Source organism: Intrasporangium sp., from assembly GCF_039812505.1.
In the GTDB taxonomy this organism is placed as follows: domain Bacteria; phylum Actinomycetota; class Actinomycetes; order Actinomycetales; family Dermatophilaceae; genus Intrasporangium_A.
Window position 1 is genome coordinate 1 of the sequence record NZ_JBDIAQ010000088.1, and the last position, 14476, is coordinate 14476.

The 14476-nt window shown below is 74.8% G+C and carries 13 protein-coding genes and 1 pseudogene; 1 reads left to right on the top strand and 13 read right to left on the bottom strand.

All coding sequences use genetic code 11. The features are described from left to right. From WMI84_RS11930 to WMI84_RS11990, 13 genes are all read right to left on the bottom strand, one after another. Positions 1-807: amino acid--tRNA ligase-related protein (locus WMI84_RS11930; protein ID WP_347353414.1), on the bottom strand; the 807-nt coding region annotated here is incomplete at its 3' end. A 257-nt stretch (positions 808-1064) separates the two neighbouring features. Further along, positions 1065-1733 (bottom strand): NUDIX hydrolase, encoded by a 669-nt coding sequence (locus tag WMI84_RS11935; RefSeq protein ID WP_347353416.1) that lies wholly within the window; start codon positions 1731-1733, stop codon positions 1065-1067. Continuing rightward, entirely contained in the window at positions 1730-3451 is a 1722-nt protein-coding gene (locus tag WMI84_RS11940) for a CTP synthase (protein WP_347353418.1), read from the bottom strand. The genes WMI84_RS11935 and WMI84_RS11940 overlap by 4 nt, the downstream gene beginning before the upstream one ends. A gap of 16 nt (positions 3452-3467) precedes the next feature. Next, positions 3468-4592 carry a glycosyltransferase family 4 protein gene (locus WMI84_RS11945; RefSeq protein ID WP_347353420.1) on the bottom strand — a complete coding sequence of 375 codons (1125 nt, stop codon included), beginning with the start codon at positions 4590-4592 and terminating at the stop codon, positions 3468-3470. Next, the gene (locus WMI84_RS11950; protein WP_347353421.1) at positions 4589-6349 is read right to left on the bottom strand and encodes a lipid II flippase MurJ; all 1761 of its coding nucleotides are present in this window, start codon (positions 6347-6349) and stop codon (positions 4589-4591) included. The genes WMI84_RS11945 and WMI84_RS11950 overlap by 4 nt, the downstream gene beginning before the upstream one ends. After that, the gene (locus tag WMI84_RS11955) at positions 6346-7185 is read right to left on the bottom strand and encodes a hypothetical protein (RefSeq protein ID WP_347353435.1); all 840 of its coding nucleotides are present in this window, start codon (positions 7183-7185) and stop codon (positions 6346-6348) included. Before WMI84_RS11955 ends, WMI84_RS11950 begins: the two co-directional genes overlap by 4 nt. A gap of 2 nt (positions 7186-7187) precedes the next feature. Next, positions 7188-8132, bottom strand: a complete 945-nt coding sequence (locus WMI84_RS11960; protein WP_347353423.1) for a copper transporter — start codon at positions 8130-8132, stop codon at positions 7188-7190. After that, positions 8129-9310, bottom strand: a complete 1182-nt coding sequence (gene steA / locus WMI84_RS11965; RefSeq protein ID WP_347353425.1) for a putative cytokinetic ring protein SteA — start codon at positions 9308-9310, stop codon at positions 8129-8131. The genes WMI84_RS11960 and steA overlap by 4 nt, the downstream gene beginning before the upstream one ends. Positions 9311-9379: 69 nt before the next feature. Beyond that, a complete protein-coding gene (gene recN, locus WMI84_RS11970) occupies positions 9380-11146 on the bottom strand; it encodes a DNA repair protein RecN (RefSeq protein ID WP_347353427.1) in 1767 nt (588 codons plus the stop codon). A gap of 37 nt (positions 11147-11183) precedes the next feature. Further along, positions 11184-12098 (bottom strand): NAD kinase, encoded by a 915-nt coding sequence (locus WMI84_RS11975; protein WP_347353429.1) that lies wholly within the window; start codon positions 12096-12098, stop codon positions 11184-11186. Beyond that, positions 12095-12958, bottom strand: coding sequence for a TlyA family RNA methyltransferase (locus tag WMI84_RS11980; RefSeq protein ID WP_347353430.1), 864 nt, complete (start codon positions 12956-12958; stop codon positions 12095-12097). The genes WMI84_RS11975 and WMI84_RS11980 overlap by 4 nt, the downstream gene beginning before the upstream one ends. Continuing rightward, on the bottom strand, positions 12955-13137 hold the full coding sequence (locus WMI84_RS11985) for a hypothetical protein (protein WP_347353432.1): 183 nt from the start codon (positions 13135-13137) through the stop codon (positions 12955-12957). The genes WMI84_RS11980 and WMI84_RS11985 overlap by 4 nt, the downstream gene beginning before the upstream one ends. Beyond that, a complete protein-coding gene (locus WMI84_RS11990; protein WP_347353434.1) occupies positions 13130-14068 on the bottom strand; it encodes a hypothetical protein in 939 nt (312 codons plus the stop codon). The genes WMI84_RS11985 and WMI84_RS11990 overlap by 8 nt, the downstream gene beginning before the upstream one ends. A gap of 42 nt (positions 14069-14110) precedes the next feature. Between WMI84_RS11990 and WMI84_RS11995 the strand changes: the two are divergent. Further along, positions 14111-14476 (top strand): annotated as a pseudogene (locus WMI84_RS11995) (hypothetical protein); the annotation flags it as partial.

Here is a 14476-nt window from a genome sequence, read left to right on the forward strand (position 1 = left end):
GTGCAGGTCGGCGCCGACGAGCTTCCAGATCTCGGTGACGATGGCCTCTCCGAGCTCGATGATGTCGTCCTGCTCGACGAAGCTCATCTCGATGTCGAGCTGGGTGAACTCCGGCTGCCGGTCGGCGCGGAAGTCCTCGTCGCGGTAGCACCGGGCGATCTGGTAGTAGCGCTCCATCCCGGCGACCATGAGCAGCTGCTTGAACAGCTGCGGGCTCTGCGGCAGCGCGTACCAGCTGCCCGGGGCGAGCCGGGCCGGCACGAGGAAGTCACGGGCCCCCTCGGGCGTGGACCGGGTCAGCGTCGGGGTCTCGATCTCGACGAAGTCGCGCTGCTCGAGCACCCTCCGAGCGGCCGCGTTGACCTTGCTGCGCAGCCGGATCGCGGTGCCCGAGGAGTGCGCGCCGGGGCGGCGCAGATCGAGGTAGCGGTGCCTGAGCCGGGCCTCCTCGCCCACGGTGACGCGCTCGTCGATCTGGAACGGCAGCGGTGCGCTCGCGTTGAGCACCTCCAGCCGCTCGACGATCACCTCGACCTCGCCGGTCGGCAGGTCCGGGTTGGCGTTGCCCTCGGGTCGCACCCGCACCTGGCCGGTCACGCGGATGCAGTACTCGTTGCGCACGTCGTGCGCGCCCCCCTCGGCGAGCACCTCGTCACGCGCGACTACCTGGACGACGCCACTGCCGTCCCGCAGGTCGAGGAAGGCCACCCCGCCGTGGTCGCGCCGGCGCGCCACCCAGCCCGCGAGGGTGACGGTCGATCCTGCGTGGTCGGCGCGCAGCGTGCCGGCCTCGTGTGTGCGAAGCACGGGGTGTCCTTCCGGGTCATGGGCGGTATGCCGCTGGGCCCGGCGAGCGGGCACCAGCGACCCATCCTACGGCGACCGCACCCGTACCGACGGACGACCGTTGGCCGCCGTTGGCGGCTCCCGGGCCCGACCCCGAGCACGGCCGCGACCGGTTCCGTCGACCAACGGTCGTCCGTGGGTACGGCCCGCCGTCGCAACGCCCCCCGGAGGGTATGCCGCCCACCCGCGCGGGTGGGCGGCATACCGACCGCTCGGGCTCAGCCGCGCCGGGCGGGATGCGCCGGCCAGGGCGCGTCATGCGGGCGCAGCGTGGCCCAGCCGAGCGAGCGGGCGGTCGCGGCGGCCAGCACCCCGATGATGGCCGAGGCGTTGTGGACCCGGCCGGCGAGCACCGCCTGCACGGCGTCGTCGAGCGGTACCCAGAGCGGACGGATGAGGGCCTCCTCCCCGGTCCGTTCGTGCGTGACGCCGTCGGGCACGGCGGACAGGTCGCGGGCCAGGAAGATGCGGGCCGCCTCGGGGAAGGCGCCCGGGGAGGCGAAGCTCTCGGCGAGCACGTGCCACCGCGCGGCGCGCAGGTCGACCTCCTCGGCGAGCTCGCGGGCGGCGGCCTGCCACGGCGGCTCGCCGGGGACGTCGAGCAGGCCGGCCGGCAGCTCCCACAGGTGCCCGCCGGCGGGGTGGCGGTACTGGCGGATCAGCAAGACGTGCTCGATGCCGGCGACCGGGCGCAGCGCGACGATGACGACGGCGCCGGGGTGCTCGATGTAGTCCCGCTCGACCACGCCGCCCGCGCCGAGGTCGACGGTGTCGCGCCGGACGTCGAAGATCATCCCCTCGAACATGACCCTCGAGTCGAGGGTCGGCTGCGGGTCGAACTCGTCCGTCAGGTCGCTGCCCCGCCCCACCGGCGCCGTGAGGCTCACTCCGGGTCGGCTCCGGCGCCGACGCCGACCGGGGTGGCCGCGACCCGAGCGGCGCGCTCCACCTCGACGAGTCGCTGCGCGCGCTGCTGCTCGAGCGCGGCCCCGACCAGCCCGGCGAACAGCGGGTGGGCGCGGTTCGGGCGGGAGCGGAACTCCGGGTGCGCCTGGGTCGAGACGTAGTACGGGTGCACCGCGCGCGGCAGCTCGACGAACTCGACGAGCGTGCCGTCCGGGGACGTGCCGGACACGACCAGCCCGGCCCGCTCGAGCCGGTCGCGGTAGGCGTTGTTGACCTCGTAGCGGTGCCGGTGGCGCTCCTCGACCAGCTCGGCGCCGTAGGTCTGCTGGACGACGCTGCCGGGCTTGAGCCGGGCCGGGTAGAGCCCGAGCCGCATCGTGCCGCCGAGGTCGCCGGCCCCCTCGACGAAGGCCTTCTGCTCCTGCATCGTGGCGATGACCGGGACGGGGCTGTCGGGGTCGAACTCGGTGGAGGACGCCGCCTCCTCGCCGAGGACGGTGCGGGCGTACTCGATGACCATGCACTGCAGGCCGAGGCAGATGCCGAGGGTGGGCACCTCGCGCTCGCGGGCCCAGGTCAGCGCACCGAGCTTGCCCGCGATGCCGCGGATCCCGAAGCCGCCCGGCACCAGGACCGCGTCGACCCCGGCGAGGGCCCGCTGGGCGCCCGCGGGGGTCTGGCACTCGTCGCTGGCGACCCAGCGGATCCGCACCCGGGCGTCGTGGTGGAAGCCGCCGGCGCGCAGCGCCTCGGTCACCGACAGGTAGGCGTCGGGCAGGTCGACGTACTTGCCGACCAGGGCGACCTCGACCTCGTGCTCGGGGTCGTGCACGCGCTGGAGCAGCCGGTCCCACTCGGTCCAGTCGACGTCGCGGAAGGCGAGCCCGAGCCGGCGGATGACGTGCGCGTCGAGGCCCTCGGCGTGCAGCACCCGCGGGATGTCGTAGATGCTCGGCGCGTCGACGCAGGCGGCCACCGCCTCGACGTCGACGTCGCACATCAGCGAGATCTTGCGCTTGATGCCGTCGGGGATCTCCCGGTCGGCGCGCAGCACCAGCCCGTCGGGCTGGATGCCGACCTGGCGCAGCGCGGCGACGGAGTGCTGGGTCGGCTTCGTCTTCAGCTCGCCGCTGGGCGCCAGGTAGGGCACGAGCGAGACGTGCAGGAAGAACGAGTTGTCCCGCCCGATCAGGTGGCGCACCTGTCGGGCGGCCTCCAGGAAGGGCAGCGACTCGATGTCGCCGACGGTGCCGCCGATCTCGGTGACGATCAGGTCGGGTGCGTCGGGCCCGCCGGTCGCCAGGGCCCGCATCCGCGCGACGATCTCGTTGGTGATGTGCGGGATGACCTGCACGGTGTCGCCGAGGTACTCCCCGCGCCGCTCCCGGGCGATGACGGTGTTGTAGATCTGGCCCGTCGTGACGTTGGCGGAGCCGACCAGGTTGACGTCGAGGAACCGCTCGTAGTGGCCGATGTCGAGGTCGGTCTCGGCGCCGTCGTTGGTGACGAAGACCTCGCCGTGCTGGAACGGGTTCATCGTGCCGGGGTCGACGTTGATGTAGGGGTCGAGCTTCTGCATCGTGACCTTCAGGCCACGCGACCGAAGCAGGCGCCCGAGGCTCGATGCGGTCAGCCCCTTGCCGAGCGAGGAGGCCACGCCCCCGGTCACAAAGATGTGCTTCGTAATCGTGTCCGCCACGGGCTTGCAGTCTACGTCATGACCCCAGCAGCGACCGGTAGCGCTCGAGCCAGTGGCGCGCCTCCTGTTCAGGGGTGTCCCAGGTGCGCGCGCGCTCGCGCCCGCGCGCGGCCAGGTGGGCGCGCCGGGACGGGTCACGCAGGAGCTCGTCCACCGCGGTGGCGGTGGCCGCCGGGTCGCCCGGCGCGACGAGCACGCCCGCGTCGCCGACGAGTCCGGGCAGCCCGCCGACCGCGGGGACGACGACCGGCACACCGGCCGCCATCGCCTCCTGCACGACCAGGGCCCGCGCCTCCCACCGGCTGGTCAGGACCAGCACGGTGGCCGCGCGCAGCCACGCCTCGACGTCGTCGCGCTCCCCCACGAACGTCAGGGGTATGCCGCCCACCTCGCTCTCGAGGCGACGGCGCAGGTCGGCGTCACCGCCTCCCACGACGACCCAGGTGGCCGGCTCGGTCGAGGCGTGCGCCGCGCCGACGAGGGTGGCCAGGTCCTTCTGCGGGGCGATGCGGGAGACGGTGAGCACGAGGGGCCGGTCGCGCCCCGCCCCGGTCACCCCCGCCCCGGTCACCCCCGCCCCGGTCGATGTATTACCGCGGCCTCCAGGCCGCGGTGATACATCGACCCGAGGGGCGGGGGGCGCGAGGAGGGCCGCCAAGCGGGGAGAGGTGACGACCGACAGCTCGGTCCGCCGCGCGCCGAGGGCCCGGGCCGTCTCGACCAGGTCCTCGCTCGCTCCGGTGACGAGGTCGGCGCGCCGCAGCGCCCACCGGACGGTCCGCGCCCCGACACCGCCGGTCGGCAGCTCGTTGTGGAGCGTGACGACCAGGCGGGGACGAGGCCGCGCCCGCAGGACCGCGACGGCCGCCACCAGCCCGGCCTGCTGCCCGTGGGCGTGCACCACCTCCACGGTCGAGGCCAGACGCATGATGCGGTGCCAGTCGAGCGGCGCTCGCGCCATGGCCCGGGCCGAACCGAGCGGCCAGAGGGTGCGCGACCCGGTCCAGCCGAAGTGGCTCGCCGTCGACCGGTCGGTCACCACGACGACCTCCTGGCCCAGGTGCCGCAGGTCGGCGGTGAGCCGGCCGACGTGGCTGCCGATGCCGCCGGTCGAGCGGCCGACCAGCTGGAGGATCCTCATCGTGTCTCCCGGGGTCGAAGGTCGGTGCTCGTGCGGTCCGCGGTGGCGCCACGCTGCAGGAGTCGGCGCACCATGCCGTGGTCGGCGGCTCCCGCGAGCGCCGCGAAGAGCAGGGTCGCGAGCAGGCCGGCCGCGGCGGTGGCGAGGGCCGCGCCGGCCAGGGTCGACGGGTGCCACGTGGCGCCGAGCCACCAGCCGGCCCCCGCCGCGGCCGCCGCCCCGAGCAGGGCGGCACCGAGCGGTCGAGCCGGGGGCAGCAGCGCAGCGCGACCCCACGATCGCGCGGCCAGGATGGTAAGCGCCATCCCCCCGGCGAGCAGCCCGACGCTCGACCCGAGCCCGATCGCGCGCAGCGTGGCCGCCGGCCCCGGGGTGCCGCCGCCGGTCAGGACGGTCAGCGGCACCGCCAGGGTGAGCAACCAGCCGGCCCCGGCGACGGCCCCGGCGGTGCGCGCGTGCCCGCGCACGTACAGGGCACGGGTGAGCAGGCCGGTGGCGCCAAGGCCCACGATGCCGGGCGCGAAGGACGCCATCGTCGTCGGGATCGCGGCCAGCGCCTCGGCGCCCGAGCCTGCGGCCCGGCCGGCGTCGAGGTGGCCGAAGAAGGCGCCCACCGGGCCGGCCACGGCCACGAGCAGCGCGACCCCGTAGAGGCCGGCCACGAGCGTGCCGAGCCAGGCGCCGCGCAGGGTCTGCGCCGCGTTGTCGGCCGTGCCGCGCGGCGGGCCGGCCACGGTCGGCTCGCCGCGGTCCGCCAGGTCGGGTGCGGATCGCCGGGCCGCCCCCTCGCCGTCGGGACGGACCTTGGACGGCCCGGCGGCCTGGGCGGCCAGGGTCGGGAAGGCGGCCGTGGCGAGCGGAACGGCGAGGACCGCGTACGGCAGCAGGGCGACGGCCTGGATGTAGGTGAACACGTTGAGCGTTCCCGGCCCGCCGCGGTCGTTCGCGAGGCGGATGACCACCAGGGTGGCGGCCTGCTGGCCGGCCAGGGCGAGCAGGCCCGCGACGGCCAGCCGGCGCACCCGGGCGGAGGCCGTGTCCGGGAAGCGCAAGCGGGGCCGCAGCCGGATCCCGGCCCGCCGCAGGGGCACCAGCAGGGGCAGGCTGAGGGCGACGACGCCCAGCGTGGTGCCGGCGCCGAGCACGACGACGGCGGCCCCCGGGATGGCCGCGACGGGGGCGGCGGGGTCGGGCACGAGCCTCCGGTAGGCCAGATAGGTGGCGATGACCACGATGCTGGACAGGAGCGGGGCCAGGGCCGCCGCGACGAAACGCCGGTGGGACTGGAGCACGCCGGCCAGCACGATCCCGACGCCGTATAGGGGTATCTGGACCGCGAAGAGCCGTAGCAGGTCGACGCCGAGGCCGAGCGCGCCGGCGCACCCCTGTTCGGGCAGCAGTGCGCCGGCGATCGGGCCCGCCGCGGCGAGCACGAGCAGGGCGAGCGGGACGAGGACCACCAGGGCCCAGGTCAGCAGCGCCGAAGCGGTCCGGTCGGCGGCATCCGGCTCCCCACGGCCCAGGGCGGCGGAGACCAGCGGTACCACGACCGCGGCCAGGACTCCCCCGGCGGCCACCTCGTAGAGGACGTTCGGCACGGCGTTGACGCTCTGGTAGACGGTGCCGATACAGGTCGCCCCGACCGAGTGCGAGAAGGCGAACCACCGACCGAACCCGACGAGCCGTGCCACGACCGTGATCCCGGCGATCGAGCCGGCCGCGACAAGGATGCCCCGCACGGGCCCGGTCCGGCTCACCGCGTCGGGTGGGCGGGGGGCCGGCCCCAGCGGTCGACACGGCGCAGGAGCGGCTGCCGGTCGATGACCGCGGAGAAGCTGACCCGTTCCGAGGCGAGGGTCAGGGCAGTGAGGGCCGCTAGCGCGATGCAGCGCCCGAGCAGGCCGGTGCGCTCGACACCGGCCAGCCCGAGCAACGCGCCCGCGGCGTTGGCGCCGGTGTCGCCGAGCATCGCGCGGGCCGCGAGGTCGTCTGTGATGACGCCGAGTGTGGCCCCTGCCGTCCCCGCGGCCACGGGGCTGGTGACCGCGAGGGGTGCGGCGATGGCGAGGGTGACCTTCAGCGCGCGCCCCGGTCGTAGGTCGAGCAGGTTGACCAGGTTGGCCGCGCCCGCGACGACACCGCCGCCGACCAGCGTGCCGACCAGCCGTCGGGCCGGGGCGGCGTGGGCGTGGCCGCGGTCGGCGTGGTCGGCCATGGTCACGACCGCGACGCCGGCGGCGACGAGCCCGACGAGCTTGACCGTCCCCGTCGTCACCTCGCCGCGCCGCAGGGCCGCGAGGTGCCCCCGCAGCCCGGTGCTCGCCCGCGAGCCGGACAGGTCGTCGAGCAGGCCCAGTCCGGCAGCCGCCACGGCGAGGGCCGCGGCCCGGCCGCGGCCGCGTGACCCGGGCAGGGCGAGCCCGGAGAGGGCGCCGAGCACCCAGGCCGGGCCTTCGAGCAGGGTGACCGGGTCGCCGGCGTGGTTGGTGCGCAGCCAGGGCCGACGCCACGGCTCGGGCAGCCGGTCGGTGAGCCGCAGCGCCGTCGCGGCGGCTGCGGCGGCGAGCAGCACCCGGGTGCCGGCCCGAGGCATGCTCACGGGCCCACCTTGGGCAGTACGGCGTCCGCCCCGGCCGCCGTGCCGTAGTGCCCGATCTGGTGGTCGAGCTGGGCCTGGACGGCGAGCACGACGACCGTCGGCCCGCGGCCCAGGCCGGCGTGGTCCACCGTCGAGATGGCCGTCTTGGTGCGTGACTCGGACCGGATGGCGCTCACCGCATCCGTCGTCACCTGCTGGCCCGTCGGCGGTGCCGGGGCCCCGCCGATGACGACGGTGGCTCGCGAGCCACCCTCGAGCTGCAGCGCCAGGGCCCGGACCTGCTCGGATCGCGCGTCGACCTGCGCCTGGGTCGCGGTGTACTCCCCCGAGACGAGCACCGCGACGTCGCCCGGCGTGAGCCGTGGCACGCTGCTGTCGAGCAGCCCGGCGTCGGCGAGCGCGTCCAGTGCCTTCGTGCGCTCCGGCGTCGCCTCGACCGGCAGCTCGCTCACCGTGAGCCGCCCCAGGACCTCGCGCAGCAGCGTGTCGCCCGTCGCGGTCGTGGTGAGGCCGAGCTGGTCGGCGGCCTTGGCGGCGGCAGCGGTGCGGGCGCCGGCCTTGTCGGGGTCGAACCAGTCGGGCGAGAGCGTCACGGTGCCGTGGGTCTTGGCGCCGGACTCGGCCAGCGCGGCGGTCGTCGCGTCGACCAGCTTGCTGTCGGCCCCCGGCAGCACGACGAGCACGACGCCGTGCCCGGTCAGCCGGCCCGAGACGACCAGCGGCCCGATCGCGGTCCCGTACTGTTCGGCGGCCGCCAGCTGCCGCTGGCTCTCGCCCAGCCTGGTGTTGAGGTCCTGCTTCTCGCTCCGCAGGGCGGTGACCTGGTCGCCGAGGGTGCTGCCGAGGTTCGACTGGAGCGGCCCGGCGCCGAGCACGATGCCGACGGCCAGGGCGAGGAAGATCGAGATGATCGAGACGAGGTGGTAGCGGAAGTCGATCACGTGAAGATCCCGACGACGGCCGAGCGGAGGTCGTCCCACCGCGCGGCGATGACCTGCAGCCAGGCCTGGCCCGTAGGGGTCGAGGCGATCGCCGCGAACAGCGCCAGCAGGCCCACCGCGACGAGGGCCACGAGCATGACGCCCGAGATCCGGGCCCGGTAGAGCCGGCTGACCCCCTTGGCGTCGACGAGCTTGCCGCCGACCCGCAGCCTGGTCAGGAAGGTGCTCGCCTGTCCGTCGCGACCCTTGTCCAGGAACTCGACCAGGGTGACGTGGGTGCCTACGGCGACTATCAGCTCGGCCCCGCAGTCGTCGGCGAGCAGCATCGCGACGTCCTCGCTGGTCCCGGCCGCGGGGAAGACGACCGCGTCGAGGCCAAGCTGCTCGATCCGGCCCAGGCCGGGCGCCCGGCCGTCGCGGTAGGCGTGCACCACGAGCTCGGCGCCCGACCGGAGCGCGCCGTCCGAGACCGAGTCCATGTCACCGACGATCAGGTCGGGCCGATATCCCGCCTCGATGATCGCGTCGGCACCGCCGTCGACCCCGATCAGCACCGGGCGGTACTCCCGGATGTAGGGGCGCAGCGTCTCGAGGTCCTCCTTGTAGTGGTAGCCCCGCACCACGATGAGGCAGTGGCGCCCGTCGAGCCGGGTCGTGATGGGCGGGACGCCGACGCCGTCGAGGAGCAGGCGACGCTCCTTGCGGACGTACTCCATCGTGTTCATCGCGAAGGCCTCGATCTGCTCGGCCAGGCCGGAGCGGGCCTGCTGCATCTTGGCGTGCACGGACTCCTCGTCGAGCACGTGGCCGGTGGCGACCCGGTGCTCGTGCTGCCAGAGGTCCGCGCCGTCGAGCCGGAGCGGCTGCCCGTCCCTGAGCGTCATGACCTCCGGGCCGGCCTCGTCGAGCAGGGGGATCCCCGCGGCCACGAGGATCTCGGGCCCCACGTTCGGGTAGCGCCCGGAGATCGAGGTCGCGGCGTTGACGACCGCGGCCGGCCGGGCGGCGACGAGGGACTCGGCGCTGACCCGGTCGAGGTCGCGGTGGTCGATGACTGCGATGTCGCCCGGTCTCAGGCGTTTGGTGAGGTTCTTGGTCCGTCGGTCGACCCGCGCCGGTCCGGACACGCCGGGATGGGCGCCGGACGCGGGGCTGCGTCGACGGATGGAGATCGCCATGGTGTTCCCATCGTGCCATGGCAGGCCCCCTCGGCTGCACCCGCCGCCGGCCGTCCGGGCCGTTCCGGATCAGCCGACGCGCCGCACCTTGGCCGATCCGGACCGCATGGCCGCCGTCTGGGCGAGCAGGTCCCGCGCATGGGCGAGGCCGGCGTCAGACTCGGAGTCGCCGCCCATCATCCGGGACAGCTCGGCGAGGCGCTCGTCACCCGCGACGCTGACGATGCTGCTCGTCGTGATCGCGCCGTCGTCGTCCTTGCGGACCACCAGGTGCCGGTCGGCGAACGCCGCGACCTGGGCGAGATGGGTCACCACGATGACCTGCGCCTGCTCGGCGAGCCGGGCGAGCCTGGCCCCGACGTCGAGGGCCGCCCGACCGCCCACGCCGGCGTCGACCTCGTCGAAGACGAACGTGGGCGGTCCTGTGGCGCCCGCGCCGACGACCTCGATCGCGAGCATGACACGCGCGAGCTCCCCGCCGGAGGCCGCCTTGGTGATGCTGCGCGCCGGTGCACCCGGGTTCGCGGCGAGCAGGATGTCGACCGCGTCGATGCCGTGACGGGACAGCCGGACCCGTTCGCCGGAGGGCAGCTCGAGACCGTCGGGGTCGGCACGGGTGGTTACCGCGACGACGACTTCGGCGCGTCTCATCGCGAGGTGGTGCAGCTCGTCGCCGAGCCGCACGCCGAGCCCCGCGGCCGCCTGCCGGCGCTTCCCCGACAGCCGCAGCGTCGCGTCGACCAGCTCGGACCGCAACGTCCGGGTCTGCTCGGTCAGGTGGGCCACCCGGTCGTCGGCCGTGGCGAGGTCGTCGAGCCGGGCCGCGGCCGCACGGGTCCAGTCCAGGACCTGCTCGACGGTGTCGCCGTACTTGCGGGTCAGGGTCGACAGGGCAGCCCGGCGCTGCTGCACCGCCACGAGCCGGTGCGGGTCGAGCTCGACGTCCGACAGGTAGCCGCGCAGGTCGCCGGCGAGGTCGGTCGTCAGGGCGGCGAGCTGTGCCAGGCGCTCGTCCAGGGAGCGCAGCAGCTCGTCGTGGCGCACCGCCGGACCCAGGGCGGCCCGGGCCCGGGCGACGAGGTCGATGACGCTGGGAGCCGGCTCGGCGGCATACTCGTCGCTGCTGAGGTGGCCCAGTGCCTCGGCCGCGGCCGCACGCAGGGTCTCGGCGTGCGTGAGCCGCTCGTCCTCGGCGCGCAGCGCCGACTCCTCTCCCGGCTGCGGGTCGAGCGCGGCGACCTCCTCGAGAGCGGCGGTGAGCGCGTCGATGTCACGGGCCCGCTCCCGAGCCAGGGCGACGAGCCGGTCGCGCTCGGTGGTGGCGGCACGCCACCGGTCGTGCAGAGCGGCGACGCGCTCGCTCAGCGCGACCAACGGCGCTCCCCCGAAGGCGTCGAGGATCTCCCGGTGCGCGTCGGCCCGCGTGAGGCGCCACTGGTCGGCCTGGCCGTGGAGGGCGACGAGGTGCTCCCCGAGCTCGGCCAGCAGCCCGACCGGGGCGGTGCGGCCACCGACGTGCGCCCTGGAGCGGCCGGTCGCCGCGATGGTCCGCGCGATCACCAGCTCACCGGCGTCGTGGTCCGCGCCGGCCTCGGCCGCGCGGGTCAGGGCCGGATGCCCGTCGGGCAGCTCGACCACGCCCTCGACGAACGCACTGGCCAGGCCGCCTCGCACGATCCCGGCGTCGGCCCGCTGCCCCAGCAGCAGGCCGAGGCCCGTGACGACCATTGTCTTGCCGGCCCCCGTCTCACCGGTCACGACGTTCAGGCCGGGGCTGAGGTCGAGCCGGGCCTCCTGGATGATCCCGATCCCGCGCAGGCGGATCTGGCTGAACACGGTCACACCCTACGGCGCGGCCGGTCCGGCAGCGGTGTCACCGACGGGGCCGCGAGCGTCCGCCGTTGCCACGCCACCCCTCGACGGCCAGGGTGAACTTCGCCACCAGCCGGTCGGTGAAGGGCGCGTCGTTCAGCCTTGCGAGCCGGATCGGGCGCCACCCCCGGCGGACCTCGATGCGGGCGCCCGGTGGCAGCTCGACGTGGCGGCGCCCGTCGCACCACATGACGCCGCTGCCCTCGCTCTCGGACTTGATCTCGATCGCGACGTGGCTGTCCGGTCCGAGCACGAGCGGGCGGGCGAAGAGGGCGTGGGCCGAGTTCGGCACGAGCAGGAAGGCCTCGACCTGCGGCCAGACGACCGGGCCACCGGCGGAGAAGGCGTACGCGGTCGAGCCGGTGGGCGTGGACAGGATGACGCCGTCGCAGCCCCAGCTCGACAGCGGCCGGTGGTCGACCTCGATTACGACGTCGAGCATCCGCTCGCGCGCCGCCTTCTCGATGCTGACCTCGTTCAGCGCCCAGCTGCTGGCGACGAGGTCGCCGTCGTGGCGGACGTCGACGTGCAGCGTCATCCGCTCGTCCACCGTGTAGGCCCTGGCGGCGATGTGCTCGACGGTCGCGACGAGGTCCTCACGGTCGGCCTCGGCGAGGAAGCCGACGTGGCCGAGGTTGACACCGAGCAGCGGGACGTCGAGCCGACGCGCGAACTCGGCCCCGCGCAGGATGGTGCCGTCACCACCGAGGACCACGACCAGCTCGCAACCCTCCGCGACGTACTTCTCGCTCGGGACGTGGACCCGTGCGGACTCCTTCAGGTCGAGGGCCCGCGCCTCGTCGGCCTGTACGAGGACCTCGATGCCCAGGTCGGTCAGTCGCTCGACGACGTCCTTGGCGATCAGCAGCGCCTCGGGCCGTCTCGGGTGGGCCACGAGCAGGATGCGTCGCGTCACGTGTCTGCGCCCAGGTTCATGCGCTCCAGCATGTCATCCTCGCCGAGGCCGCCGTGGTCGGCGCGAGGGGTGAGCCACAGGAGGAACTCGCGGTTGCCCGCCACGCCTCGGACCGGGCTCGGCGCGGCCCCCCGGACGACCAGGTCGAGCCCGGTCGCGAGCCGGTGGACGTCGCGCAGCACGCGACGGTGCTCCTGCGGTGAGGTCACGACACCACCGCGGCCGAGTCGCTCGCGTCCGACCTCGAACTGCGGCTTGACGAGGACGACCAGGTCGCCGTCGGCTGCCGTGAGGTCACGCAGGGGGCGCAGGGTGAGGCGGAGCGAGATGAAGCTGAGGTCGGCCACGACGAGGTCGAAGACCCCGCCGAGCTCCGCGGGCGTGACGTCCCGGATGTCCGTGCCCGGCAGGTCGGTGACCCGAGGGTCGCCGGCCAGCTCGGCGGCGAGCTGACCATGGCCGACATCGAGGGCCGTCACCGCCGCGGCCCCTGCGGCCAAGAGGACCTGGGTGAAGCCGCCCGTGCACGCCCCGGCATCGAGGCACCGCCGACCCAGCGGGTCGAGCACCCGTCGGCTCGGGTCGGCACCGGCCGGACCGGCGCCATCGGGTCCCCAGAGCTCGAGGGCGTGGTGCAGCTTCGCGGCAGCCCGGCCGACCCAGCGCGCCGGTGTCCGGGTCAGCACGATCAGGCTGCTGCTGGTGACGTGGGCGGCAGCCTTCGTCTGGAGCCGCCCGTCGACGAGCACGGCACCGCCTCCTACCAGCTCACGGGCCTGGCCTCTCGAGCGGGCCAGGCCACGCGAGACGAGCTCGATGTCGAGCCGCCGGCTCGGGTCGTCCCGGTCGGCTGCGCTCATGCGCCGCCCAGGCCACCCAGCCGGCCCTGCAGGAGGCGATGCACCGCCTCGCCGAGCTCTACGTGGCGGGCGAGCGGCTCGTCCTCAACCCGGCCCAGGGCCGCCAGGGCCGTGTCGATGTCGTCGTCACCGGTCACCGGGGCCCTTGACCCGGTCACCGCGGTCTCATCGTCACTCATCGGCGTGATCTCCTTGGTGGCTCTCGTCCTGGTCGTCGTGTGTCTGGTCGCCGTCGTGTGTCTGGTCGCCGTCGTGCGTCTCGTCGCCGTCGCGCGTCTCGTCGCCGTGGTCCGTCCGGTCTTCGTCGGTCCGGTCGTGGTGCTCCGTCTGCTCGTCGTCGGCCTGGTCGCCGTCGCCGTCCTCGTCGGCGAGCAGGTCGAGCACCGAGGTCCCATCGAGCTCCTCGAGCCGCTCGGCTGCGTCTGTCGTGAGGTCGTGGTCGGCGTCCGCCGCCCTGGCGAACCACTCCCGGGCCTGCTGCTCGTCTCCGCTCGCGAGCAGGGCGTCGGCGAAGGCGTAGTAGAGTCTCGGCGCCGAGGGCCGGTGCGGACTCACCCGACGAGCCAGCTCGGACAACCCGGCCGCCGCGGCGTCGAGCTGCCCGATATCGCGACGGATGCCGGAGATGACGATCGCAAGCTCCACCCTTTCGTCAAAGGTGAGGCTGTCGGCCTCCTCGCCCTGGGCGAGCTCGAGCGCCTTGCGGGGCCTGTCGAGCCCGCGCTCGCAGTCGACCATGAGCGGCAGCAGGTGGCTGGACCCGGACAGGCGACGGACCGTCCGGAACTCCGAGAGCGCGCGGGCCCAGTCGCCCATCCGGTAGGCCACCAGCCCGAGCGCCTCGCGAGCCGCCGGCACCCGGCCGGCGCGGCGCACGGCGGTCTCGGCGTGGGCCAGCGCCGCTTCCGGGTCGGTTTCGAGCAGCTCGGCGACCATCACCAGGTGCTGCGCGACCCCCTCGGCGTTCTCCTTCGACAGGGTGCGCAGCTGGCTCTTCACGCCCCGGTCGACCTCATGGCCGGTGACGCCCTCGCGGATCGCCGGCTCCGGTTTGCGGCGCGACCGGGGCGACAGCCGCGCCGCGCCGCGCGAGACTCGTTCCCGTTCCACGGCCGATGTGCGCGGCGGACGCTCGGGCCGGTCGGTCCGCCCGTGTCCGCCCCGGCGCTCCTGTCCACCGCGACGGCCGCGGTCTTCCCAGCCGCCCTTTCGGCCCTCCCAGTCCCCCTGGCCGGACCAGCGGTCCCGCGGACCACGAGCGCCCTCGCCGCCGCGACGCTCCCGACCCTCCCAGCGATCCCGGCCATCCTGACGCTCCCGACCGTCCTGGCCGGACCAGCGATCCCGCTGCCCACGAGCACCCTCGCCGCCGCGACGCTCCCGGGCCTCCTGACCCGACCAGCGATCCCGCTGCCCACGAGCACCCTCGCCGCCGCGACGCTCCCGGGCCTCCTGACCCGACCAGCGATCCCGCTGCCCACGAGCACCCTCGCCGCCGCGACGCTCCCGGGCCTCCTG